The 24,111-nt window shown below is 70.9% G+C and carries 27 protein-coding genes; 1 reads left to right on the top strand and 26 read right to left on the bottom strand.

Features of this window, described 5'->3' with window-relative positions; genetic code table 11:
• Window positions 1-93: 93 nt before the first annotated feature.
• The 13 genes from VGT06_01675 to VGT06_01615 all read right to left on the bottom strand — a co-directional run bounded on the left by VGT06_01675 (window position 94) and on the right by VGT06_01615 (window position 10,339).
• Window positions 94-270: a Trm112 family protein gene (locus VGT06_01675; protein HEV8661841.1), complete on the bottom strand. Its 177-nt coding sequence runs from the start codon at window positions 268-270 to the stop codon at window positions 94-96.
• Window positions 267-1,190 carry a dihydrodipicolinate synthase family protein gene (locus VGT06_01670; protein ID HEV8661840.1) on the bottom strand — a complete coding sequence of 308 codons (924 nt, stop codon included), beginning with the start codon at window positions 1,188-1,190 and terminating at the stop codon, window positions 267-269. The genes VGT06_01675 and VGT06_01670 overlap by 4 nt, the downstream gene beginning before the upstream one ends.
• Before the next feature lie 11 nt (window positions 1,191-1,201).
• Window positions 1,202-1,906, bottom strand: a complete 705-nt coding sequence (locus VGT06_01665) for an ABC transporter ATP-binding protein (GenBank protein HEV8661839.1) — start codon at window positions 1,904-1,906, stop codon at window positions 1,202-1,204.
• Window positions 1,903-2,661 carry an ABC transporter ATP-binding protein gene (locus VGT06_01660; GenBank protein HEV8661838.1) on the bottom strand — a complete coding sequence of 253 codons (759 nt, stop codon included), beginning with the start codon at window positions 2,659-2,661 and terminating at the stop codon, window positions 1,903-1,905. The genes VGT06_01665 and VGT06_01660 overlap by 4 nt, the downstream gene beginning before the upstream one ends.
• Window positions 2,658-3,665 (bottom strand): branched-chain amino acid ABC transporter permease, encoded by a 1,008-nt coding sequence (locus VGT06_01655; protein ID HEV8661837.1) that lies wholly within the window; start codon window positions 3,663-3,665, stop codon window positions 2,658-2,660. The genes VGT06_01660 and VGT06_01655 overlap by 4 nt, the downstream gene beginning before the upstream one ends.
• Before the next feature lie 4 nt (window positions 3,666-3,669).
• Complete coding sequence (locus VGT06_01650; protein ID HEV8661836.1) at window positions 3,670-4,527, bottom strand: branched-chain amino acid ABC transporter permease; 858 nt, start codon at window positions 4,525-4,527, stop codon at window positions 3,670-3,672.
• Between the two features lie 77 nt (window positions 4,528-4,604).
• On the bottom strand, window positions 4,605-5,873 hold the full coding sequence (locus tag VGT06_01645; protein ID HEV8661835.1) for an ABC transporter substrate-binding protein: 1,269 nt from the start codon (window positions 5,871-5,873) through the stop codon (window positions 4,605-4,607).
• A gap of 182 nt (window positions 5,874-6,055) precedes the next feature.
• A complete protein-coding gene (rimI, locus tag VGT06_01640) occupies window positions 6,056-6,556 on the bottom strand; it encodes a ribosomal protein S18-alanine N-acetyltransferase (protein ID HEV8661834.1) in 501 nt (166 codons plus the stop codon).
• Entirely contained in the window at window positions 6,553-7,254 is a 702-nt protein-coding gene (tsaB, locus tag VGT06_01635; GenBank protein ID HEV8661833.1) for a tRNA (adenosine(37)-N6)-threonylcarbamoyltransferase complex dimerization subunit type 1 TsaB, read from the bottom strand. Before tsaB ends, rimI begins: the two co-directional genes overlap by 4 nt.
• Window position 7,255: 1 nt before the next feature.
• A complete protein-coding gene (locus tag VGT06_01630; GenBank protein ID HEV8661832.1) occupies window positions 7,256-7,831 on the bottom strand; it encodes an HDIG domain-containing protein in 576 nt (191 codons plus the stop codon).
• A 12-nt stretch (window positions 7,832-7,843) separates the two neighbouring features.
• A complete protein-coding gene (locus tag VGT06_01625; protein HEV8661831.1) occupies window positions 7,844-9,010 on the bottom strand; it encodes an MFS transporter in 1,167 nt (388 codons plus the stop codon).
• Between the two features lie 9 nt (window positions 9,011-9,019).
• Window positions 9,020-10,000, bottom strand: a complete 981-nt coding sequence (locus VGT06_01620) for a 2-dehydropantoate 2-reductase (protein HEV8661830.1) — start codon at window positions 9,998-10,000, stop codon at window positions 9,020-9,022.
• A gap of 18 nt (window positions 10,001-10,018) precedes the next feature.
• The gene (locus VGT06_01615) at window positions 10,019-10,339 is read right to left on the bottom strand and encodes a hypothetical protein (protein ID HEV8661829.1); all 321 of its coding nucleotides are present in this window, start codon (window positions 10,337-10,339) and stop codon (window positions 10,019-10,021) included.
• Window positions 10,340-10,683: 344 nt separating this feature from the next.
• On the opposite strand from VGT06_01615, the gene VGT06_01610 reads away from it, so the two are divergent.
• Window positions 10,684-11,310: a Fe-Mn family superoxide dismutase gene (locus tag VGT06_01610; protein ID HEV8661828.1), complete on the top strand. Its 627-nt coding sequence runs from the start codon at window positions 10,684-10,686 to the stop codon at window positions 11,308-11,310.
• Window positions 11,311-11,721: 411 nt separating this feature from the next.
• Here the strand turns inward: VGT06_01610 and VGT06_01605 are convergent, their stop codons facing one another.
• The 13 genes from VGT06_01605 to folP all read right to left on the bottom strand — a co-directional run bounded on the left by VGT06_01605 (window position 11,722) and on the right by folP (window position 24,057).
• Entirely contained in the window at window positions 11,722-12,441 is a 720-nt protein-coding gene (locus VGT06_01605) for a urate hydroxylase PuuD (protein HEV8661827.1), read from the bottom strand.
• A 60-nt stretch (window positions 12,442-12,501) separates the two neighbouring features.
• Window positions 12,502-13,911, bottom strand: a complete 1,410-nt coding sequence (locus VGT06_01600; protein ID HEV8661826.1) for a trypsin-like peptidase domain-containing protein — start codon at window positions 13,909-13,911, stop codon at window positions 12,502-12,504.
• Between the two features lie 72 nt (window positions 13,912-13,983).
• Complete coding sequence (gene tsaE, locus VGT06_01595) at window positions 13,984-14,469, bottom strand: tRNA (adenosine(37)-N6)-threonylcarbamoyltransferase complex ATPase subunit type 1 TsaE (protein ID HEV8661825.1); 486 nt, start codon at window positions 14,467-14,469, stop codon at window positions 13,984-13,986.
• A gap of 39 nt (window positions 14,470-14,508) precedes the next feature.
• Window positions 14,509-15,234: a transposase gene (locus VGT06_01590; protein ID HEV8661824.1), complete on the bottom strand. Its 726-nt coding sequence runs from the start codon at window positions 15,232-15,234 to the stop codon at window positions 14,509-14,511.
• Window positions 15,235-15,293: 59 nt separating this feature from the next.
• Window positions 15,294-16,847 (bottom strand): NAD(P)H-hydrate dehydratase, encoded by a 1,554-nt coding sequence (locus VGT06_01585; protein ID HEV8661823.1) that lies wholly within the window; start codon window positions 16,845-16,847, stop codon window positions 15,294-15,296.
• Between the two features lie 7 nt (window positions 16,848-16,854).
• Entirely contained in the window at window positions 16,855-17,229 is a 375-nt protein-coding gene (locus VGT06_01580; GenBank protein HEV8661822.1) for a holo-ACP synthase, read from the bottom strand.
• The gene (locus VGT06_01575) at window positions 17,226-18,020 is read right to left on the bottom strand and encodes a hypothetical protein (protein HEV8661821.1); all 795 of its coding nucleotides are present in this window, start codon (window positions 18,018-18,020) and stop codon (window positions 17,226-17,228) included. Before VGT06_01575 ends, VGT06_01580 begins: the two co-directional genes overlap by 4 nt.
• A 7-nt stretch (window positions 18,021-18,027) precedes the next feature.
• On the bottom strand, window positions 18,028-19,563 hold the full coding sequence (locus VGT06_01570) for a hypothetical protein (protein ID HEV8661820.1): 1,536 nt from the start codon (window positions 19,561-19,563) through the stop codon (window positions 18,028-18,030).
• 7 nt (window positions 19,564-19,570) lie between these two features.
• A complete protein-coding gene (locus tag VGT06_01565; protein ID HEV8661819.1) occupies window positions 19,571-20,317 on the bottom strand; it encodes a pyridoxine 5'-phosphate synthase in 747 nt (248 codons plus the stop codon).
• A 32-nt stretch (window positions 20,318-20,349) separates the two neighbouring features.
• Window positions 20,350-21,702 (bottom strand): phosphoglucosamine mutase, encoded by a 1,353-nt coding sequence (gene glmM / locus VGT06_01560; protein HEV8661818.1) that lies wholly within the window; start codon window positions 21,700-21,702, stop codon window positions 20,350-20,352.
• Window positions 21,703-22,386, bottom strand: a complete 684-nt coding sequence (locus tag VGT06_01555; protein ID HEV8661817.1) for a CdaR family protein — start codon at window positions 22,384-22,386, stop codon at window positions 21,703-21,705.
• An 8-nt stretch (window positions 22,387-22,394) separates the two neighbouring features.
• Complete coding sequence (gene cdaA / locus VGT06_01550) at window positions 22,395-23,195, bottom strand: diadenylate cyclase CdaA (protein ID HEV8661816.1); 801 nt, start codon at window positions 23,193-23,195, stop codon at window positions 22,395-22,397.
• Entirely contained in the window at window positions 23,161-24,057 is an 897-nt protein-coding gene (folP, locus tag VGT06_01545) for a dihydropteroate synthase (protein HEV8661815.1), read from the bottom strand. The genes cdaA and folP overlap by 35 nt, the downstream gene beginning before the upstream one ends.
• Between the last annotated feature and the right edge of the window lie 54 nt (window positions 24,058-24,111).

Raw genomic sequence — 24,111 nt, 5'->3', positions numbered from 1 at the left:
GGGGGGGAACCACGGGAGGGTTCCCCACTGGGGGCCGGGGCGGCGCCGGCGACAGGACCCGGACGCTGGGTCACATGATGTCCCTCGTGCGGATTAGCTTTTTCCGGGGCCCCCCTCGGCTTCGTCAATGAGCATCACCGGGATCCCGTCCCGGATGGGGTAGCGCCGGCCGCACTGGGTGCAGACGATCCGCTGGGCCGGCTCGTCCAGCCGCACCTCCGCCTTGCAGGCGGGGCAGGCCAGAATCTCCAGCAGCTCCTTGTCGATCATGGCTTCCCCCCTCGGCCCTCCCCCCCTCGTCCCTCGAGGAGCCCGGACTCGGCGAGCGCGTGGCGAATCTCGGCCCGTTCCGCCTCCGTGGGAGGAAGGAGCGGAGGCCGGGGCGGACCGCCGTAGGTACCCAGGAGATCCATGGCGTACTTGAGTCCCCCGATCCCGAAGCGGGTGGTGACGGCCCGGACGGCCGGCAGGAGCCGGCGCTGCAGGGCCGCGGCCTCCGCCCCCTTCCCTTCCCGGGCGAGGCTGTACAGCTCCACGCAGGCCCGCGGGGCGGCATTGGCCAGGGCCAGGATCCCCCCGCAGGCCCCCAGGGCGAGGCCGGCGTAGAAGACCGCCGCCGAGCCGACGAACACGGCAAACCCCTCCGGGGCCACCCGGAGGTACTCGGTGAGGGCCGTGACGTTGCCGGAGGAATCTTTCATCCCCACGATGTTCGGGTGCTCGGCCAATCTCGCCACCACCTCGGGCTCCACGGTCACTCCCGTGAACTGGGGGACGTTGTAGATCAGGACCGGGATCGGGGAAGCCTCGGCCACAGCGGTGTAGTGGGCGAGGAGCTCCCGGGCCCGCATCTGACCCTTGTAGTAGCCCGGGGTCACCACGAGGGTGCCGTCCACCCCCAGCCGGGCGGCCGCTTTCGTGAGGGCGATGGTGGCCGCCGTCCCTTCCATCCCGGTCCCGGCCAAAAGCAACCGGTCCCGGGGGATGTGCGCCCGGGCGGTCTCCAGGACGCGGAGCTTCTCGGCCTCGGTGAGCGCGACCGCCTCCGCGTTGCTTCCCAGGAGGAGGTAGCCCGTGAGACCGGTCTCGTGCCAGGCCGCGAGATTCGCCGCCAGCCGCTCCGCAGCCAGGCTGCCGTCCGGCCCGAAGGGGGTGGTCACCGGGGGAAGGACGCCGACGAATCTGCCCATGCCCTCCTCCTCTACAGCGCGAGGTACTGCCGGACGACCTCCTCGTTCTGCCAGATGACCTCCAGGGACCCGGCGTGCTGGATCAGCCCCTTCTCCATGATATACCCTCGGTCCGCCAGCTGGCGGCAGAATTTGAGGTTCTGGTCGGCCAGCAGGATGGTCACCCCTCCCGCGCGGATCTCCCGGAGGACGTCGACGAGGTGCCTCACCACGAGCGGCGCCAGCCCCTCCACCGGCTCGTCCAGCAGGAGCAGGTCGGGGCTCCGCATCAGTGCCCGGCCGATGGCGAGCATCTTCTGCTCGCCGCCGCTGAGGTGGTTCCCCCGGCTCCCCCGGAGCTGCCGCAGGACGGGGAACAGATCATACACCCGCTCGGTCGTCCACCGGCCGTCCTGTCCCCCCGCGGTCCGCTGCGCGATCACCAGATTCTCCTCGACGGTCAAGTCCGGGAAGATGCGCCGGTCGTCGGGGACATAGCCGATCCCGAGTCGCGCGATCTCGAAGGGCTGCCGGCCGGCGACCTCTCTCCCCTTGAACCGGATGCTGCCCGAGCGGGACGGGGTGAGCCCCATGATGCACCGCAGGGTCGTCGTCTTCCCGGCTCCGTTCCGCCCCAGGAGGCAGACAATCTCTCCCTCCCCCACCGTGAGCGAGATGCCATGCACCACGACGCTTCCCCCGTAGCCCGCGACGAGGGTCTCGACCTGGAGGATCACGCCGCCCCCTCCTCCCCCAGGTAGGTCTCCCGCACTTCGCGGTTCTCCCGGATCGCGGCAGGGGGTCCGTCGGCGAGGATGCGCCCCCGGTTCATGACGACGATCCGCTCGGCCAGGGAGAAGACCACGTCCATGTCGTGCTCGACGATGACGAAGGTCGTCCTCCGCTGCGCCGACAGCTTCCGGATGAGCTCCAGGACCACCGTCCGCTCCACCGGGTTCATCCCCGAAGACGGCTCGTCGAGCAGGCAGAGGGCGGGCGCCGTTGCCACTGCGAGCCCCAGCTCCAGGCGCCGCTGGTCGCCGTGCGCGAGGGTCCCGGCCTGCCGGTCCCGCTCCTCCCACAGGTCCACGTCCCGCAGGAGCCGCTCGGCCTCCTCGAGGGCGTCCGCGTGAGCCGCGACCGTCGAGAAGGGCTGGACGGTCTTCCCCAGGCGGGCCAGGACGGGCAGGAGGATATTCTGCCGGACCGTCAGTCGGGGGAAGATGTTCATGACCTGAAAGGACCGGGCGAGGCCGCGCCGGACCCGCTGGTGGACGGGGAGGGCAGTGATGTCCTCTCCCCGGAAGCGCACCCGGCCGGCATCGGCGGCGAGGGCGCCGCTCAGCAGGTTGATCAGCGTGGTCTTCCCCGCTCCATTCGGACCGATGACCGCCGTGAGCACCCCGGCCGCCAGGTGGAGGTCCACCCCGTCCACGGCCATGAGGCGGCCGAACGATTTCCGGAGGTCCGCGGTCTCGAGGAGCGCGCTCACCCGCGTCCCCCCGGACCCGCCCCGAAGCCCGGCCGGGCGGCCAGGGCGTCGGCCACGATGCTGGCCACGCCGCCGCGGAAGCCCATGACCAGGACCACCACGATGGTGCCGAGGACCAGCGGCCAGTACTCGGTGAACCGCACGATGAGATCCTTGATGGCGAAGAAGAGGAATGCGCCGACGATGGGTCCCGCGAACGTATGGATCCCCCCGAGCAGCGTGGCCAGGACCGGCTCGGCGGAGGCGCTCCAATGGGCGATGGGGGGCGTCACGGTGTTCTCCAGGGGGGGGAGGAGCGATCCGGCCAACCCCGCATAGAGGCCGGCGACGGTGAAGGCGATGAGGCGATAGGTCGCGACCGAGAGCCCCGCGAACGCGACCCGGCTCTCGCTGTCCCGGATCCCCTGCAGCGCGAGCCCGAGCGGCGAGCGGACCAGCCGGTACATGAGCAGGATGGCCAGGAGGGCGACCACCAAGACGAAGGTGTAGTAGCGCTCCATGGTCGAGAGGTCGAGGGTCACGAGCCCCGGCAGGTCGAGCGGGGCGCGCGGGATGCCCACCAGGCCGTCGTCCCCGCCCGTGAAATCCCGCCACTTCCACGCGATCGAGTAGATCATCATGCCGAAGGCCAGCGTGAGCATCGAGAAGTAGATCCGGGTGTGGCGGACCGAGAGGGCGCCCAGCAGGAGGGCCGCCAGCCCCGCCGCCGCAGAGCCGCCGAGCACGCCCAGCAACAGGGACGGGATCGCCAGCAGGATCTTGGCGCAGCCGTAGGCCCCGACCGCGAAGAAGCCGGCCTGCCCGAAGGAGAGCAGGCCCGTGTACCCGAAGAGGAGGTTGAAGCCGAGCGCGAAGAGGGAGAGGATCAGGATGTGGATCGTGACGTAGAGGAGGTACCGGCCGGCCACGAGCGGCAGCAGGAAGAGGGCCGCCGCCAGGAGGAGGGTCCAGGTCTGGGGGGAGCGTCCGAGCGTCGCGAGGGCACGGCGCGTCCGCTCACTCATCGCCTCACCGCGCGAAGAGGCCCTGCGGCCGGACCAGCAGGACCACCGCCATGATCACGAAGATGAAGAAGAGCTCGAAGACCGGGAAGAACAGCGTCCCGTAGGCAGAGAGGACGCCGACGAGCAGCGAGCTGACGAAGGCCCCCTTCAGGTTCCCTAGGCCCCCGATCACCGTGATGATGAACGCCTGGATGATCATCGCCGCTCCGATCCCCGGGGCCACTACGCGCACCGGCGTCCCCAGGGCCCCCCCGAGAGCCGCCAGGGCCGCCCCGACCATGAACACCCCCGAGAAGACCCGAGGGACGTTCACGCCGATCGCGTTGGCCATCTCCCGGTCCGACGCCGTCGCGCGGACGGTCCGCCCCCACCAGGTCCGCTCGAAGAGGAGCCAGAGGCCGACCGCCACGGCCAGGCCCACCGCGATGAGGAAGACGTTGTAGACCGGGAAGAGCCGCCCGGCCACGGGCCACGCCCCTTCCAGGAAAGGGGGGATGGGCGGGATCTTGAAGACGCCCCCCCAGATGAGCTTCACCGCGTCGTCCAGGATGAGAATGAAGCCGAAGGTCAGGAGGAGCTGGTAGGCGTGGTCAAGGTCGTAGATGCGGCGGAGGAACCCCCATTCCATCACGAGGCCCAGGAGGGCGACGCCGAGGAGGCTCAGGAGGGTCGCGAGCCAGAAGGGAAGTTCCAGCATCCCGTAGAAGGTGTAGGCGAGATACGCCCCCACCATGAACAGGCTCCCGTGGGCGAAGTTCAGGACGCCGAGGACACCAAAGATGATGGTGAGGCCGGCCGACAGGAGCCAGAGGTACATCGCCAGGGAGAGGCCGATGAGACCCTGAAAGAGAATGGTGTCCATAGGCGTGGAAGGCGGGGGCCCCCGCCCACCCGTTCCCCCGAAGGGAGACGGGGGGGCAGGAGCCCCGACCGAACGCGTTACTTCGTCGCCGCGACAGGTGTGAAGGGGGGATACCGATAGTAGTCTTTAGCCGGGACGACCTTCAGGTCGCCGAGGACCGCGATCGGGTACTTCGGGTCCCATACGACGCGACCGGCGGGGACATTATAGACGAACTGGTGATCCTCCTCCCGGAAGACCCGAAGGCCGGCGGGCGTCTGGATCTGCATCCCCTTCAGCGCCTCCAGGACCTTCGGCGTCTCCAGGCTCTTCGCCTTCTCCACCGCGGCCTTCGCGATGTAGATCGCCGAGTAGGTCGTTTCCGCGGAATAGTTGGGGAGCCGCCCCCACCGCTTGTCGAAGCGCTCGTTGAACGCCTTGTTCTCCGGTGTGTCGGGCCAGTTGTGGATGTAGCGGGCGGTGGCCCAGAGCTTGCCCTTGAACTTGTCCTGCTGGACCTCCCGCGTGATCCCCTCCAGCACGTCCACGGACCCACCCATCCCCTGGAACCAGACCTGGATCTTGTCAAACACACCCTGGAGCAGCGCCTGCCGGAGGAGCATCACCGCCTCCCCGGCCCACGGGGTGGCGATGATCGCGTCGGGCTTCTGCGCCATCACGGCCGCGATGTGGGGGGAGAAATCCATGGTCCAGAATGGCGCCCAGGCTGCCGCCACGAACTCGGCGTCCGGCCGGAACTTCTTCATGGTCTCCTTGAAGAGGTTCCAGGTTGAATAACCGTACTCGTAGTCGGCGCCGATCGTGGCGAAGCGCTTGATCTCCGGCCGGTCCTTGAAGACCCACGCGGCCAGAGATTCCTGGTACACCGGGACACTCACCCGGACGATCTCCTGGATCCCCTTCTGCGCCACCAGCTCCTCGGTGAGACGGTGCGTGGCGGCATGGGTGAAGAAGTGGATCCGCTTCAGCTCGGGGAGGACCGGGCCGATGGCCATGGCGGAGCCGCTCGAATCCACCCCGACCAGGAAGTGGGCGCCCCACTCGGTTACCAGGTAGCGGGCGTTCTTCACCGCCGAGGCTGGCTTCAGCTCCTCGTCCACGAACTTCATCTCGAGCTTGCAGCCAAGAACGCCGCCCGCGGCGTTGATCTCCTCCACGGCCATCGTGGCGCCCATCTGGATCTGGCGGCCGTAGTCGGCGTGGGCGCCGGACGAGGAGCCCTGGACGCCCACCCGGATCACCGGGACTCCCAGGGCGCACTGGGCATCCGCCCCCGGTGGGGTCACGAAGGGAACCAGAAGGGCAAGGCCCGAAACCCCAGCCAGGATCCATCGCCGCCTCTTCATCGCACTCCTCCTTCCTTCAAGGATGGCACGTTGTCGGCGCAGATCCCCGACCTGTGAGGGGGCGGTCCGGCAGAGGCCGGGACCGGGCGACGGGTCCCCCCTGATCTGTGGAACGCACTCAGCCGGGGAAGAACGGGGTCCGGGAAATGCCCGTCCCTTATATCCGGCGGGCGCGGGTGCTGTCAAGGGTCGCTGCCCCACCGGGCCAGCGCTCCAGGCAGGTCCTCGCAGCGCATCAGGAGGGCATCCTCGGTGGGGTGGCTGTAGTAGCGCTTCCGCCGCCCTGCCACCGCGAACCCCCAGCGCGCGTACAGGGCCTGGGCCCGCGCGTTGCTCTCCCGCACCTCCAGGAGCGCCACGCGGGCGCCCCGGACCACCGCCGCCTCGAGCCCCACCCGCAGGAGGGCGTCCCCGATGCCCTGCCCTCGGTCCGCCGGCGCCACGGCAATATTATTCACGTGGAACTCCCCTGCCACCAGCCAGGTGAAGAGGTAGCCCACCACCCGCGCTCCCCGCCGGGCCACCCAGGCGAAGCCCGTGCCGGCCTGCGCCAGCTCCCAGCGGAACATCTCCTCCGTCCACGGGGCGGCGAAGGAAGCCGCCTCGATCGCCAGGATCGCGGGCAGGTCCTCCTCGCTGACGACGGTGATGGCAAGGTCGCTGGCGGCGCGCGAGGATCTCATGGCCGCCCTTCGCGCCGGGCCTTGAGCTTCAGCTCCGCCTCCGCCAGGCGCAGGTAACGGGGGACGAGCCGATCCACATCCTCCGCCTCGCCCCGCAGAAGCCGGGCCCGCCCCCGCGCCGCGACCACCGCCGGGCTTGCCCCCGCGCGGCCCGGGGGCGGAAAGAGGGCCCTTCCCCTCAGCCGGAGGCGGAGGGCGTCGCCGTATGCTGCCACGCCGTCCCCGACGAAGACGGTGGGGCCCGTGATCTTTGGGAGCAGGACCTCCAGCGGGCACACGGCGTCCTCCAGCAGGCGGACCGGCTCCCCCTCCTCCAGCGCAAAGAGGGCGCAGTAGACCTCCCCCTTCCGGGCGTCCAGGAGGGGGCAGACCGGGTGGGGACAGAAGGGGAGGATCGCGGCCAGGGCCTCGAGCGTCGGGACCGCGGCCAGGGGCTTGCCGGTGGCGAGGGCGAGGCCCTTGACCGTCGCCAGCCCGATCCGGAGGCCGGTGAACGAGCCCGGGCCGATGCTGATCGCGTATCCGTCCACCTGCTCAGGGCTGAGGTCGGCTACGGCCAGGAGCCGGTCGAGGGCCGGGAGCAGCCGCTCCCCGTAGCCTGCGGTCACGCTCAGGGTCACCTCGGCCAGGACCCCTTCGGGGCCCACGATGGCGACCCCCCCCTGGCCGGTCGCGGTCTCGACGCCCAGGATCCGCATCCTACGCCGCCCCGCCCGCGCTCCCCCGCAATCCCAGGTCGTCCGCGACCGCCCGCATCGCCTCGATGACGAACTGGATGTGCTCGTCCAGGGCAACCCCCAGCCCCTCCGCTCCCGTCACGATGTCCTCCCGCTTCACGTTCCGGGCGAACGCCTTGTCCTTCATCCGCTTCTTCACGGAGGAGGCTTCCAGGTCCAGGATGCTCTTGCTGGGCCGGATGAGGGCAGCCGCCGTGAGGAAGCCGCACAGTTCGTCCACGGCGAAGAGCGTCTTCATGAGGGGGGTCGTCCGGGGGATCCCCAGATACTCGGCGTGGGACAGGATGGCCGTGACGACCTCCTCGGACACGCCCCGGGCCCGCAGGATCTCCGCTCCCCGGGTGGGATGGTCCTTCGGGTCCGGCCATTTCTCGTAGTCGAAGTCGTGGAGAAGCCCGACGGTCGCCCAGACGTCTTCGTCCGTCCCGAATCGCCGGGCGTAGGCCCGCATCGCCGCCTCTACCGCGAGGGCGTGGCGGATGAGGCTCTCGCCCCGGGTGTACTCCGTGAGCAGTGCCCACGCCTCCTCCCGGGTCATCTGTACCTCCCCTCAGGGGTGCGGGGCCGGGACCGGCGCCGCGGCGGCGCCCGGGACCCGCACGGTCGCGAGGAACAGGGCCGTTCCGACCAGGGCCACGAGGCCGCTCAGCCGGAAGAGCGTTCCGAGGGCCAGGCGCTCCGCGAGCAATCCCGCGAGACCGTTGCCCAGGAGCCCCGCCACCCCGAAGGCGACGGCGGCGTAGAGGGCCTGCCCGCTCGCCCGAAGGGCGGGAGGGACCTCGCTGTCCACCAGGTGCACCGAGGCCAGGTAGGTGACGCCGAAGGTCAGGCCGTGCAGGGCCTGGATCAGGACGAGCAGCGCCGGATGCGCCGTGAGCGTCACCGCGACCCAGCGGACGGCCGTCGCCCCGAACCCCAGGGCGAGGAGGAGCCGGAGAGGGATCCGCCGGAGGAGAAGGGGCCACGCCAGCATCACGGCCACCTCGGCTGCCACGCCGACCGCCCACGCCACCCCCGCCAGGCCCTCGCCGATGCCCAGTTCCCGGAGGTACAGCGTGAAGAAGGTGATGTGAGTCCCGCCGCTCACGCGGACCAGGAAGGAGGCGGCCAGGAACCAGCAGAGGGCGCGGTTCCGGAACAGGTCCGCCCAGGCCTCCTGGAGCCGCGCCCCCCGAAGGGTCGGCTCCGGGAGGGGACCGGCGGTGGCGGCCGCGGCGGCCAGGAGCGCCACCGTCCCGCCCAGCAGGATGACCCCGGGGCCCGCCGCCTCCAGGGCGAACCCCGCGGCCAGGGCGGCGGCGATGTAGCCGAGAGAGCCAAAGACCCGGAGGTGCCCGAAGCGCTCCCGCCCCCCCGCGAGGAGGGAGAAGGCCATGGCGTTGGCAAAGGGGATGAGTGGGCTCTTGATGGCGGCGTACGCCGCCATCACGGCCGCCAGCGCCCAGACGGGCCCCGGCAGGGAGAAGGCCGCGAAGGCCAGGACCGTCCCCGTCGCGGCCACTCGGAAGAGCCGCCGAGCGACCCCCCGCGCCTCCGCCAGGGCGGTGAAGCCGAAGGGGACCGTGGCCTGGATGCCAGGGAGGAGGGCCAGGAGGCCGCCGATCGCCGCGGGAGAGAGACCCCGGTCCCGGAAAAAGACCGGCAGGAAGGGCTCGGTTACGCCGATCGCGGCGAAGTAGCAAAAGTAGAAGGTCCGGAGCGTCCGTTCCCCGCCCACCCCACCCCCTCAGCCCGCTGCCGCCTCCGCCACAGCCAGCGCCGCTTCCCCCAGAATGGTCGCGTAGGGGAGGTGCAGCCCCCGCCGCGCCCCCTCCCCCGCCAGGTAGCCCACCAGGTCTGGCAACTCCGTCCGCCGCCCCCGCTCCAGGTCCACCAGCGTGGACACCTTCAGGGCCTTCGCCCCCGCATCCTCCCAGGCCCGCCCCCGTTCGGCGAGCAGCTTCACCCCCTCCTCGGTCGGCAGGCGGCAGAGGGTCGCGACCCGCAGTCCGGGGAAGTCCTCCCAGGGGACGCGAGCGGCTTCGGCCAGGGCCTGGACCTCGCGGCAGAGGGCGAGAAACAGGGCGCCGAGCGTCGGCTGCTGGTAGAGGCGGTAGAGGGGGAGCCGGCTCAAGACTCCCAGCGTCGCCCCCGGGACCATGATGCCGAACTTCGCCCAGGTGGCGGCCACGATGTTCCGGAGGGTCTCCGCCTTCAGCCCTGCCTCCCGGAAGGCGGCCGCCACCGCCTCCAGTCGGCCCGTCATCCGGCCATCCAGCTCCCCGAAGGTGGTGCACGCCGGGCTCGTCCAGAGCACCCGCCCGGGGGCCAGGAGCGTCGCCCCCTCGAGGCTCATGGCCCCCAGGACCCCCTCTTCCCCGAAGACCGCAGCCAGGGCGGCGTCCTTCGTGACCCCGTTCTGCACGGAGCAGACGGCGCCGAGCGTCCCGCGGAGGGAGGCGAGGGCCGGCAGCGTCTCGGCCGTGTGGTAGGTCTTGACCGCGAGCAGAAGAAGGTCAGTCCCGGGGAGCTCTGCCGGGCTCGTCGTGACCCGGACCCCCCGGACCGGCTCCGCCGCCCCCTCCCCTCGCTCCACCGTGATGCCGCCGGCCGCGATGGCTGCCGCCGCGTGGGGGCGCGCGAGCAGGCTCACCCGATGGCCGGCGAGCGCCAGGCGCGCCGCGTAGAGGCTCCCCAGGGCCCCCGCCCCAACCACCGCGATGCGCATCGAGCCGCCGCCTCCGCGTCAGAGGTCCCCGCCCCCCTCCCGCAGGCGCTCCCAGAAGCTCACCCCCTCGGGCGAGGGCTGCGCTCCCTCCGGGGCCGCCTCCGCGACCATCTCCGTGAAGAACCGATCGTAGACGGTGGCCCGCTCGTGCCGGAGGGGGCTCGGGCAGTAGCAGGCCTCGGTCCAGTGGACCTCCTCCCCCACGCACACCGCCCGGCGCATGCTGGCGACGATCTCCGGCCCGTCGGGCCGCTGCCGCGCCACGGTCCCGTCGGTGAGGAGGCGGTACAACTCCGCCGCTACCCCGGGCCGCAGGCGCGCCCGTACGCGGTACACCATGGTGCCTCCGTGCTGCCCCGGCCCGAGGGATTATAGCGGAGCGGGGCGGGGATGGGCCAGGGTGTGTGGGCTTTTCTAGCTTGACCCTGAAAGCGGAGCCATTTGATAATAGCAATGTCCGGCGAAAGTGGCCCTGACCCTCCCGCACGGCCCGCGCTCGGGGTAGGAGCCAGCACAGGGCACCGGGTATCCTGTCGCGGCCGCTCCGTCGAGGGCCCCCCACGGTCCCCCGCTCCCCGGCTCGACCTCCCGGCTGCGGAGGGCCGCCCCGGCATCCGGGCCCGGCGGAGCGGCGCGCCGGGCGGGGGAACCGCGCAACCCGCACGTGAGAGGAGATGCGAACGATGGCCTACGAATGGAAACTCAAGACGCGGCCCTACTCGGATGATGAGGCGAAGAAACTCCTCACCAGCGTGATCAGCCCCGAGACGACCGACTGGCACTACAACACGCACCACAAGGGCTACGTCACCGCCCTGAACAACATCGAGAAGGGCCTGGAGGGCGCCGACCGGGCGGCGGCCAATGGCAACTACAGCATCATCGGCGAGCTGAAGCGGCGTCTCACCTGGAACCACTCCGGGACGCTGCTCCACGACGTCTACTGGGAGGTCATGGGGGGCGACGGGGACCCGAAGAAGGGCCCCGACGTGCTGCGGGCCGTCGAGAAGGAGTTCGGCACCTTCGACGCCTGGAAGGCGGACTTCAAGGCCACGGCCATCTCTGCGAAGCTCTCCGGGTGGGCCCTCCTGGCCCACGACAGCCTCCTGTCCGGACGGCTCCTCAATGTTCTCGTGGATGAGCACCAGTACGGCGCCATCTGGGGGGGGATCCCGCTCATCGCCTGCGATGTCTTCGAACACGCCTACTACCACAAGGACGGACCGGGGCGGGCGAAATACATTGACAACTTCATCGCGCACCTGCACTGGGGGAGGATCAACGACCGCTTCCGGAAGCTCACCCGGTAGGACGGAGCCCGGCCCGGGGCGGGCCCGGCGGGTCCTGGCTTTCGCCTGCGCCCTGGCGCTCGGTGCCTGCGGCGCGGAACCGAAGGCGCCGGGGGGTGGGGACGGCGATGCCAGCCGGGGGAAACAGGTCTACCTGGCCCAGTGCATCGCCTGCCATAACCCGGACCCCTCGAAGGCGGGTCCGCTCGGTCCCGCCATCCAGGGCTCCTCCCGGGAGCTGCTGGAGGCGCGGATCCTCCGGGGGACCTACCCCCCGGGCTACAGGCGCAAGAGCCCGACCACCCTCATGCAGCCGATGCCGAACCTGGCCTCGGCGATCCCCGATCTGGAAGCGTTCCTCAAATAAAGCGCAAGGGCCGGCTCCCGCCGCGCCGGGCGGGAGCCGGCCCCCTCCTGATCCACTGCCCACCGCTAAAAGAAGACTTCAAAGAGCAGGGAGAAGATCGCAGCGAGGATGAACCCCGCCCACAGGGTCCCCTTGATGGTCCCGAGGGGCTTCTTGGTCGGCCCCGCCGTCCCGAAGAGGGCGTTCTCCTCGATCAGGAGGATGATGGCCGCAGAGACCAGGGCCATGCCGATTTTGCCTCCGCGCGTGAACGTCCCTGCGAGCCCTGGGAGGTGGCTCGCCGCCCCCATGTAGAAGAGCATCGGGATCGAGAAGACCACGTTGGTCCGCGAGGCGAACCCGGCCCGCTGCCCGGCAGCAGCCGCCGCCGGATTGGCCGGCTTGCCCGCGGCGGTGCCCACGGCATTCGCGATCACGATCTTCTGCTTCGGCCAGATCACGAACCAGACGTTAGCCCACATGAAGGAGCCCAGCACCCCTCCGAGCACGATCGCCCATCCATAGGAGGTCTGCATGAAATTCCGAAACCCGCCGAGCTGGGACATCCGATGGAGGAGGATGAGCCACCCGGAGAAGAACGTCACCATGGCGCCCCAGCGAAACCACCAGAGCGCCCGCGGCACCAGCTTCTGGATGGCGCCGCTCCGGACCGCCGGCTCCGTCTCGGCGAAGAAGGGGGTCTGGACGAAGTTGAAGTAGTAGAGCAGGCCGATCCAGACCACCCCGGACAGGAAGTGGATCCACCGGAGGAGAAAAAGCCAGCCGTCAAAGCTGAGCAACGCCATGGTTTCCTCCCCTCGCGTAGTCGAGACCCCGTAGTGTCCCGATTCCGTGTGCCGCGGCGCCTACCCCTTGGCCTCTAGCGCCACGTACACGTACGCATCCCCCCGCTTGATCAGGAGGAGGTTCACCTCCCCCCTTTCCATCTTCAGGGCCCGGCGGTACTCTCCCAGCGCGCGGACCTCCGTCCGGTTCACCTCCGCCACCAGGTCCCCCACCCGAAGGCCCGCCGCAGCCGCCGGCCCCCCCTCCTGGACCTCGGCCACCACCAGCCCCTCCTCCTCCTTCACCTTGAACTTCTTGGCCTTCTCGCCGTCGAGCTCTTCCACGATCAGTCCCAGCGCCGCCTCCGCTCGAGGCGCCGGCACCGGCGCCTCGGCCGCGGCCTGCCGGAACTCCGCGACCGTCACCGTGAGGGTGCGGAGCGCGCCCTCCCGCAGCAGCTCCACCTCCGCCGCCGTCCCCACGGCGGTCAGGCTCACCGCGCGCTGGAGCGCCGCCACGTCCTTTACGGGGATGCCGTTGAACCCCAGGATGAGGTCCCCGCGGCGGACCCCTGCCGTCTCGGCCGGCAGCCCGGGCATGACGTTATTCACCAGCACTCCTTCGGTCTCCTTCTTCCCGAGCGCCCGGGCCACCGCCGGTGTCATGTTCTGTACCCCGACGCCCAGGAAGCCCCACGCCACCCGGCCCTTCTCCTTGAGTGCCGGCAGGACGGTCTTGACCAGGTTGACCGGAATGGCGAAGCCGATGCTCCGGTTGGGGATGACGGCCGTGTTGATCCCGATCACCTCGCCCCGGATGTTCACCAGGGGGCCGCCGGAGTTGCCGGGATTGATGGCGGCGTCGGTCTGAATGAAGTCGTCGAAGGGGCCGCTCCCCCCCATCCCCCGCCCCTTCCGGCTGACGAGGCCAATGGTGACGGTGGCCTCCAGGCCGAAGGGGTTGCCCACCGCCAGCACCAGCTCGCCGATCTCGACGGCGTCCGAGTTGCCCAGCGGAAGGGTCGGGAACGAGCCGCCGTCCACCTTGAGGAGCGCCAGGTCGCTCCGGCCGTCCTTCCCGACGACCTTCGCCGTCAGGCGCCGGCCGTCGAAGAGGCGAACCTCCACCTCCCCTCCCTCGGCCACCACGTGGTTGTTGGTGACCAGGAAGCCGTCGGCGCTGACGAAGAACCCGGTCCCCACCCGGGGCCGGTCCTCCGGCGGAGCGGGGGACTGTTCCGGGGTCGGCCGCTCGGCGACCGGGCCGTTGGTCACGCCGATCCGGACCACGGCCGGACGGACCTGGCGGACCAGGCCGGTGAGCGCCAGGTTGAGGCCGCGCAGGTCCGGCGGAGCCTGCCCCGCCCCCGCCCCCTCCGTGAAGAGGGGCGCGGCGGACGCTCCCGGCCGCAGGAGCGCCACCCCCAGGAGGGCGGCGACCACAACCATCGGGAGCCTCAGCGGGGAGTGGGAGCGTATCGGCGTCCGCATCGGAACGCATCCTCCTTCGGTGGAAAAGTGCTCGAGGTCTTTCTCGCGGACGATAGCACAGGGAGGATGGCGCTACAAGGGGCGGGCGGCGTGCCACGCGCGCAGGAGTGCCCGCGAATGGTGGCCCATGGCGCGCACCGTGAGTCGTCGCTCCCGGGGACCCACGAACGCCAGCGCCACCTCCACCCGGTCGGGCGGCAGGGCCGGCCCGGCCCGGTCCGCCCACTCCAGGACCGCCACCCCCGGCCCGCCGCACACCTCCTCCCAGCCGAGTTCCGCCCACTCCTCGGCCGAGCGGATGCGGTACAGGTCCCAGTGGAAGAGCGGGAGGCGGCCGGCGTACTCGTGCAGGAGCGTGAAGGTGGGGCTCCGGACCTGCTGGGTGCGCCCGACGCCGAGCCCTCGCGCCAGCCCCTGGACGAACACCGTCTTGCCCGACCCGAGGGGCCCCCGCAGACAGATGACGGTGCCGGGTGTCGCCAGGCGGCCGAGGGCCGCAGCCGCGGCGCGGGTGGCCGCGGGCGAGCGAGAGCGGAAGGAGGAGGGGGCGGCCTTCATTCGACGGACGCGTGAGGAGGTCGCCTGCGTGAATGGGGGTCAGACTGGAATTTCTACTTTCGGTTCCAGCCTTGTCTTCGGTCTCCCGGCCTTCCCGGGCCGTACCCGCCGTGACAGCAGAGCTTCGATCTCGTCTTTGAAGCGCTCGGTTCCTAGGACTCGGCACTGGTTCACGGTCTCCCGGATCTCCTGCAGCCACGCCGGATCCAACCGATCACGGACGAGCCCCCAATAGGCCTGGTGGCGCGCTTCGTGGGTAGTCCCCAAAGCCAGATACGCTGAATGGTCGGTAATCAAGGGATTGCTCTTCCCGAGGGCATGCCAGTGGTAGCTGGACCATGGGTAGTCTGCAGGATCGGCTACCAGCTTGGAGCGCACCGGGTTGAGCTCAATATACCGGGAGCACACGAGCAAGTATGTTTCTGACTCGACGACGCTGGCCTTATAGCGGCCTTCCCAGAGCGTCCCCGACCGCCGGTAGGTCGCGTTGATGTATCGCACATACCGGCGACCAATGGACTGGATCACCTTGGCAATGGCATTCGTCCGACACGGGGTCATTAGCAGGTGCACGTGATTCGTCATGAGCACATACGCATGGACCTCGCAGTCATGGGTGGTGGTAGCCGCGGTGAGACATTCCAGATAAAACCGGAAGTCGTCCTCGGTAAAGAATGTCGGCTGTCGGTTGTTGCCCCGTTGAATCACATGCTGCGGGACACCAATCACGGAATAGCGTGGAGGCCTCGGCACCGATCCCTCCATGGGTCCTAGGGAGTGGTCCGGAGGACGCTATGACCGACGAGGAAATTCTAGTCTGACCCCTATTTCCCCTTCAGCCGACGGATCGCCTCCGGCAGACGCGTGAGGAGGTCGCCCGCGAGCATGGCCTCGGCCGTGAGGGCTTCGGCGGCCAGGTCCCCCGCCAGCCCGTGCAGATACACGCCGGCTCGCACCTTCAGGTCCAGGTCTCCCCCCTGGGCGATGAGGCCGGCCAGGACCCCCGTGAGCACGTCGCCGGCGCCGGCGGTGGCCATGCCGGGATTGCCAGTCGGGCTGATGGCGACCTGGCCCTTGGGATTGGCCACGACCGTGCGCGCCCCTTTGAGCACCAGGGTGAGGTTGTAGGTCTGCGCGACCTTCTGGGCGATGGGGATCCGCTGGTCCTGGACCTCCTGGGGGCCCACCGTGAGGAGGCGGGCCAGCTCGCCGGGGTGCGGGGTGAGGAGGAGGGGGGCGGTGACCTTCCCCAGGGCTTCCAGCCGGTGGGCCAGAGCGTTGACGCCGTCGGCATCCACGACCAGGGGGAGGCGGGCGGCGGCGATGAGATCCCAGACGAGGGCGACTGTGCTGGGATGCGTGGAGAGCCCCGGCCCCAGCGCCACGGCCGCCTTCCCTTCCAGCAAGGGGAGGAGCCGGTCCAGGGCGGCACGGGAGAGCGTCCGCTCCTCCGTCTCCGGGAGAGGAACCGTCATGACTTCGGTCAGCTTGGCCTCCATCGCGTCGTTCAGGCTCTCGGGGAGGGCGAGCGTCACCAGCCCGGCCCCGCTCCGGAGGGCGCCCAGACTGCAGAGGGCCGCCGCGCCGGACTTGCCGACCGAGCCGGCCACCACCAGGACATGGCCGTAAGTCCCCTTGTGCGCGTTCGGGTCGCGGGGCGGGAAGGCCGCCGCCATGTCCGCCGCCTCCAGGACCTCCACCGGGAGGCCCGGATCGCGCAGGAGGGGAGCGGGCATGCCGATGTCCGCCACCACCACCTCCCCCGCGGCCGCGGCGGCCGGGTACAGGAACAGGCTCCGCTTCGGGAGGGCGAAGGTGATGGTGCAGGCAGCCCGGACGTGCGGGCCCCGCAGGATCCCGTCGTCCGACGCGAGGCCGGACGGGAGATCCAGGGCCACCACGGGCTGGCCGACCTCGTTCATGGCGGCGATGACGCCGGCCGCGACGCCCTTGGCAGCGCCCGTGAGCCCCGTCCCCAGGAGGGCGTCCAGGAGGAGATCGCTGGCGGCCATCGCCTCGCGCGCGCCCGCCACCTCCTCCGCCGTCTCCACGGGGAGAATCGACAGCCCTGTCTTCTCCAGGATCTGGAGGTTGAGCCGGGGGTCGCCGGCGATCTCGCTCCGCTTCGCACAGAGGAGGACCCGCACCGCCGCCCCCCGGTTGTGAAGGTGCCGGGCCGCGACGAACCCGTCCCCCCCGTTGTTCCCCTTGCCGCAGCAGACGAGGATGCGCTTCCCCCCGAGCGGCCCGAAGCGCCGCTCCACCTCCGCCGCTACGGCCGCGCCCGCGTTCTCCATCAGGAGGAGCGACGGCACCCCGTACTCGTCCGTGGCCCGGCGGTCCAGCTCCCGCATCTCCTTGGCCGTCACAACCTTCATGCGCCCCTCAATCCGTGGCAACCACGAAGGCGAGGGCGTACTCCCCCTCGTGGGCCAGCGAGAGATGGGTCTGTCGCACGCCGAGGGCGGCTGCCCGGGACGCCGCGGCCCCGCGCAGGACGAGCCGGGGTACCTCCGCCCCGCCCCCCGCCACCTCCATTTCCCGCCAGCGGACCCCGGCCCCCCAGCCGATCCGCAGGGCCTTGAGGCAGGCCTCCTTGGCAGCGAACCGGGCGGCCAGGTGGGGGGCAGGATCCGCCCGGCGGCGGCAATCCGCCACCTCCGCCTCTGTGAAGAGGCGGTCGAGCAACCGGTCCCGCCGCGTGATGGCCTGACGCAGGCGGGGGACCGAGACCAAGTCGGTCCCGACCCCGATGATCACGAGCGGGGCTCCGCGAGGACCACCTCCCCGGTCCCCGGGGTGACCTCCCAGGTGAGGCCCGGGCGCCGGGAGCCGGACAGGTTCGCCACCTCCAGGCGGAGGAAGCGGGTCGTGGGGGAGAGGCCGGCCCGGGGGAAGGCCGCCAGGAACGCGGCCCCCGTGACCCCTTTCATCCCCTCCCCGCGGGTGAGGGCCACCGCTTCTTCCTGCAAGGCCTCCGGAATGGTCCCCCGCACCCGCCCGCCGGTGTCATCCACGAGGGCCAGGCTTCCGGCCGGATCGGCCAGGAAGGCCTCGCGCAGGCCGGCGCGCGCCATGTGGACCCGGATCTCCACGTAGAGGTAGCTGCCGTGATCGAAGCGCGCCGGCCAGTCCGTCCCCTTGCCCAGGGCGGTGGCCCTGAGGGCCACGAGGGCCGGGGTCTGCAGCGTCGCCTGCACCTGGGTTTCTCCGAGCTCCGCGCTCCGGGTCAGGGCGTACCAGAGCTCGAGACTCCGCTCGACCGGGGAGGCCGAGGGGACCGGCGTGGGCGAAGCCGGGAGGGGGCCGGAGACGATCGGGGCGGCTGCACCGGGAGGGGCGGGGCTGGTCAGGACCCCGATGGGAGGCTCTCCCTTCCGGACCGACCCCCACCACAGCAGCCCACCGCCCGCCCCGGCCAGGAGGAGGACCGCTGCAATCAGGAGGCGCCGGCGGCGGCGCGCGGCCGCCGTTTGCCGGTGGCCCTCCTCCTCCCGCCGGCGCTGGAGCTCCGACGGGGGCAACCACTCCACGTACCGGATCTCGGGCATGCCGTCCTCAGAAGCGAGCGACCGCCACGCGGCGGCTCATGAGGTAGCGGGCCAGGTCTTCATCGAGCGGGACCCGGGTCAGCAGGATGCGCACCCCGTCGCCGGCCCCGCCCCCCGGCAATCGCAGGACAAACCCAGGTACCAACACCCGGAGGTTGCTCTTCGGGGGCTCGAAGCCCCGCCAGAAGGTCTCCTCCTGGTAGGGAACCTCCAACCCGTCGAGGAGCCGGCGGATCGTCTCCTCCGGCCCCTCCTCCCGCAGGAGCACGACCCGGTAGCCGGCCTGGCGGAGGCGGCGGAGGACACCTTCCGGGATCCCGGCCAGATCCAGGGCGATCGCTCCGGACGGACGTCGCAGCAGACGGCTCACGGTGGCCTCCACCCGGACCCCTGCCGAAGGGTCCTCGAACACGGTGAGCCGGACCGAGCGCTCCGGGACCTCCCCGAGAAGCTCCAGCAGGGAATCCACCAGACGCTCCCTACTGGAGGCGTCGAGCGCCCGGGGGGGCGGCACGGTCGGGAAGGGGGCGGGGGTGGGAGGGACCTCGCCCCTGCCCACGAACAGGTCGCTCACCCAGATGCCGCGTCGGAAGGCATAGGTCTTGATGGGCTCCGGGATCAGCAGGCGGGGATCCCGGACCAGATTCACCACGTTGACCTGCCCCGTGAGGAGGCTCTCGTCCCGCTGGAGAATGACCCAGTCCCCCCGCAGCGTCACCCGCGCCTTGTCACCGATCTCGACGACCGTATCCCGGCGCACCGAGTAGTAGCGGCTGCGCGCCAGAACGGCCTGAATCGCCTCCGCGAGCCCCTGCCCCTCCCCCAGGGAGACCACGCCCATTTCGGGGTGCTGCTCCTCCAGCAGGCGGGCGACGTCCGGCGGGAGGGCCGCGGGGACGTCGAGGAGCAGGCGCCGGTCGGGCGCGAGCGTGAGCAGGGGGATCGCGTCCAGGTTGATCCGGATCTCCGTCTCCGGCCCGAGGGAAAGGTCCAGGTGGCCCGAGGCCAGGTAGGGCTCCTGGAGCGCCGCGAAGAGGCCGCGGAGCGACCCCTCCAGGGCAGTCAAGGTGACCTCCCGCTCCGGCGGCTCCAGGGGAGGAAGCGCTCCGGGCTTCCCGATGACGAAGGAGAGGCGGGCCGGTGGGGGGGGAGCGGCTACGGGGGGCGGAGGCACCGGGGCCGGTCGAGGGGCGGCCGGTCGGACCGCCCCCACCATCGCAGCAGCCTTCCGGACCGCCAGGCTGACCCGAACCAGGGGGACCTTCTGGGCCACCCCCTCCGGAGCGGCCGGAAGCCGCAGGCGGGTGCCCGCGGGGATCCGCCGGATGTCCGTGACGGCGGGATTCAACCGCTGGAAGGCGTCCAGGAACGGGATCGCCTCCAGCGGGCTCAGTCGGACTCCGGCCTGCTCCAGGACTCCCCAGAGGGAAGCGGGGGTCCCGAGCAGCACCTCCCGGGGGGCCGCATCCGCTCCCACAGAGAGGAGCCCCAGGAACCCCGGCAGAAGCCAGCGCCCGATCCCGCCTCGACCACGCCGGGCCACGCCCCCCTCACCCCCGCGCGCCGCGGATCCGCTCCACCATCTCCCGCACTGCCCGCTCCATGCCCACCAGGGCGGCGCGAGCCACGATGCTGTGGCCGATGTTCAGCTCTTCCACTTCCGGAATGGCCGCCACCGGCTCCACGTTCTCGTACGTCAAACCGTGCCCGGCCGAGACGGAAAGCCCCGCCCCGGCCGCGAAGCGGGCCGCCCGGATCAGGGCGGCCAGGGCCTCCCGCCCGGCCTCCCCCCGCCCCTCGGCGTACCGTCCCGTATGGAGCTCGACCAGGGAGGCTCCCACCGCCTTGGCCGCCTCCACCTGCGCTTCCTCCGGGGCGATGAAGAGGCTGACCGGAATGCCCGCGCCGTCGAGCCGCCCGACCACGGCCGTGAGGCGCGCCCGCTGCCCCACCACCTCCAGCCCGCCTTCGGTGGTAAGCTCCTGGCGCCGCTCCGGGACCAGCGTCACCAGATCGGGGCGGGCGGCGACGGCAATCCCCACCATCTCGTCGGTAGCCGCCATCTCCAGGTTGAGGCGCGTGCGGACCGTCTCCCGGAGCAGGCGGAGGTCCCGGTCCTGGATGTGCCGCCGGTCCTCCCGGAGGTGGACGATGATCCCCTCTGCCCCCGCGAGCTCTGCCAGGACGGCCGCCACCACCGGATCCGGCTCCCGGCCCCCTCGAGCCTGCCGGATGGTGGCGATGTGGTCTACATTGACGGCCAGGCGCGGAGCCCGCCGGGCCCCCGAACGGTCCATAGTCTTCCCGAAGGGCGGCGGCCCCAAAGGCGCTAGCCCCCGAGTTCCTTTTCGATCACCGCGGCCACCGAGCGGGCCAGCGCCTCGATGCGCCCCTGGTCCTCCCCCTCCACCATCACCCGGACCACCGGCTCGGTCCCCGAGAACCGCACCAGGAGCCGGCCGCGCTCGTCCAGGGCCGCCTCGGCCTCGGCGAGGGCCCGCTTCACGTTCGGGAGGGTGTCCAGGGCGGTCCGGTGGGCCACCCGGACGTTCACCAGGACTTGCGGATAGACCGTCATGCACCGCCGCAGCGCCGAGAGGGGCTTGCCCTGCTGCTGGATGAGGAAGAGGACCTGCAGGGCGGTGATGAGCCCGTCCCCCGTGGAGTTGTGATCCAGGAAGATCACGTGGCCGGACTGCTCTCCGCCCAGGTTGTAGTTGCCCTTGAGCATTTCCTCCAGGACGTAGCGGTCCCCCACCGCCGTCCGGAGGAGCCGGATCCCGTGGGAAGCGAGAGCCTTGTCGAGCCCCACGTTGCTCATCACCGTGGCCACGACGGCATTCCCCCGGAGCGCCCCGCGCCGCTTCAGGTCCAGCGCGCACATGGCCAGAACCTGGTCCCCGTCCACCAGGGCACCCGTCTCGTCGGCCAGGATGACCCGGTCGGCGTCCCCGTCGTGGGCGAGCCCGACGTCGGCGTGGTGCTCCCGAACCGCCGCCTGCATCCCCTCCGGGTGGAGCGACCCGCAGTCCTCATTGATGTTGAAGCCGTCGGGGGCCACGTTCAGGGCGATGACCTCCGCCCCCATCTCGCGGAGGAGGGTCGGGGAGACTTTGTAGGCGGCCCCGTGCGCGCAGTCCACCACCACCCGCATCCCTTTGAACGTGGTCCCCTTCGGGATGGTCCGCTTCGCGAACTCGATGTAGCGGCCGCCCGCGTCCCCGATCCGGTAGGCCTTCCCCACCTCCCGGGCCCGAGGCCGGATGGCGTCGATCTCTCCCGAGAGGACCAGCTTCTCGACGCGCGCCTCCACCTCGTCGGGGAGCTTGAATCCGTCCCCGGAGAAAAACTTGATGCCGTTGTCGTCGAAGGGATTGTGCGACGCCGAGATGACCACTCCCGCGTCCGCGCGCAGGCTCCGGCTGATGAAAGCGATCCCGGGGGTGGGGAGGGGCCCGACCAGGAGGACGTCCACGCCCATGGAGCAGATACCGGAGGTGAGGGCGCATTCCAGCATGTACCCGGTCAGGCGGGTGTCCTTCCCGATGACGATACTGCTCTGTTGCCCGGGACGGCGCGTGAGGTAGGCCACGGCCCGACCGAGCTTCACGACGGTTTCGGGGGTCATCGGCTCTTCGTTCGCGAGGCCCCGGACCCCGTCGGTGCCGAACAGCTTCCCCACCTAAGTGCTTCCCTTTTTGATTGCCACCTCGACCCGCACCGTCTCCCCCTCGACGATCCGAATCCGGCGCCCGAAGGGCTCGATGGGCGCCCTCTCCTGAAAGTCCCGATCCCGCCCCTTGATGTCGATGGGCTGGGTGAAGGCGTGGCTGAGGCGCTTGAGATCCCCCTGCGGCCCGACCACCCGAACCTCCTTCGGGGTGACCCGGACCTCCCCCACGCTATACCCCTTGGCCGGATCCCCCCGGAACTTGGGGATGACCTCCAGGCGGCGCTCGTCCACCGCCTCCAGGACCAGCCGGACCCGACCAGGCGAGACGCTCAGGACATTGACCCCCCGTGGAACCTGGAACTGCTCCGGGCTCAGGTTCAGGATGTTGTCCCCCTCCTTCACGGCCCGGGTGAAGGTGTCCCGCAGGGTAACCTCATTGGGCGCCAGGCCCTGGACCAGGCTGCGGGGCCCCCGCACCTTCAGGGAGACGAACTCCACCGGCTCGTTGATCACCATCAGCGTACGGGGGATCTGCCCCACGTCCAGCGGAACGTTCAGCATGACCTCCGTCTTCTGCTCCCCCAGCACGACAACCCAGAGGGCCACGGCGAGGCCGAGGGAGACCACCTTCATGCCGAAATTATTGGCCAGCCAGGCCCGGAGGGCTCCGAACACCTGAAGTGCGCGCTGCATCGGTCCTCTTAGCGGGCCGCCTGCCGGATCGGCTCCGGCGCCCGCCGGGCCACCGCCGGCTCCAGGATTTCCTCCAGGCGGCGCCGCAGGCTCACCCCGTCGAACCCGCGTTCGATCTCCCCCTCCCGAACGACCGAGATGGTCCCCGTCTCCTCCGACACGACCACGGCCACGGCGTCCGTCTCTTCGGTGATGCCGATGGCCGCCCGGTGGCGGGTCCCCAGGTCCTTGCTGACGGCAGGGTTCAGGGTCAGGGGAAGGAAGCAGCCAGCCGAGGCGACCCGCCCCCGGTGAATGATGACCGCCCCGTCGTGCAGGGGGGAATTCGGGAAGAAGATGGTCTCCAGCAGGTGTCGGGTGAGGGCCGCGTCCACGTCCACCCCCACGTCCACGTAGTCGGCCAACCGCGTTTCCCGCTCGATCACCATCAGCGCCCCGACCTTCTTCGCCGACAGGCTGACGGCCGCCCGGACCAGCTCGTCGATGGTGTGGGCCTCGCCGTACCGGGAGAACGCCCGGAGGATAGCCGACCGCTGCCCGAAGTTGGCCAGCGCGCGCCGCAGCTCCGGCTGGAAGACGATGATAATCAGCAGGAACCAGTACACCAGCAGGCTCTGGAGGATCCAGTTCACCGTCAGCAGCCCGGCCCAGAAGGAGAAGCGCGCCGCCACGTAGACGAGGGCGAGCCCCAGGATCATCTCCAGGGCCTTGGTTCCCCGGAAGATGAGGAGAAGCTGGTAGCTGCCCACGGCCACGATCAGAATGTCCAGGACGTCAATGGGCCGGAACGCGCTCAGCAGCTCCCACATGGGGGGCAATCCTCCCCAAGATGGCGTCGCACATCCGCGCGACGCGGGCCATGGCTTTCACGTCGTGGACCCGGATCAGGGCGGCCCCACCGACGATGGCCAGCGCCACCGCCGCGGCCGTCCCCTCCAGCCGCTCCGTCACCGGCGTGCCTAGCACGGCCCCGATGAACGACTTCCGGGAGGGCCCCACCAGGAGGGGTCGCCCGAGTGCCGCCAGCTCCGGCAGGTGCCGCAGCAGGGTCAGGCTGTGCTCCACCGTCTTGCCGAACCCGATTCCGGGGTCCAGCAGGATCGCCTCCCGGGCGACTCCCGCCGCCGTGGCGACCGCGAGGCGCTCGGCCAGGAAGGCACGGACTTCGGCCACCACATCCCCGTAGACGGGGCGCTCCTGCATGGACCGGGGGGTCCCCTGCATGTGCATCAGGACGAGGCCGGCTCCGGCCTCCGCCACGACCGCGGGCAGGCCCGGGTCGAACCGGAGGGCCGAGATGTCATTCACGATGGCCGCCCCCGCTTGCAAGGCGCGGGCCGCCACGGTCGCCTTGGAGGTGTCCACCGAAAGGGGGACGGGGCAGCGCCCGGCCAGCCGGGCGAGGACGGGGCCGATCCGGCCCCACTCCTCCTCGGCGCTGACCGCCGCCGCCCCCGGCCGGGTGGACTCCCCTCCGATGTCGATGCAATCCGCTCCCTCTGCCGCCATCCGAAGCGCATGGTCCGCCGCGGCGTCCGGATCGAGGAACGCGCCGCCGTCAGAGAAGGAGTCGGGCGTCACGTTGAGGACTCCCACCAGGTGGGTCCGGCTGTCCAGGGCCAGCGCGCACCGGCGACAGGCGAAGGGGGCGGCCGGGACGAGGGGAGTCACGGGCGGCCTCGGGGGGGGCGGGGGAGCCCAGCAGGGACGGCCGGGGCCCGGGAG

Origin of the sequence: Candidatus Methylomirabilis sp. (assembly GCA_036000645.1) — a bacterium.
Taxonomy (GTDB): domain Bacteria; phylum Methylomirabilota; class Methylomirabilia; order Methylomirabilales; family JACPAU01; genus JACPAU01.
This window is presented reverse-complemented; position numbering and strand designations above follow the sequence as displayed.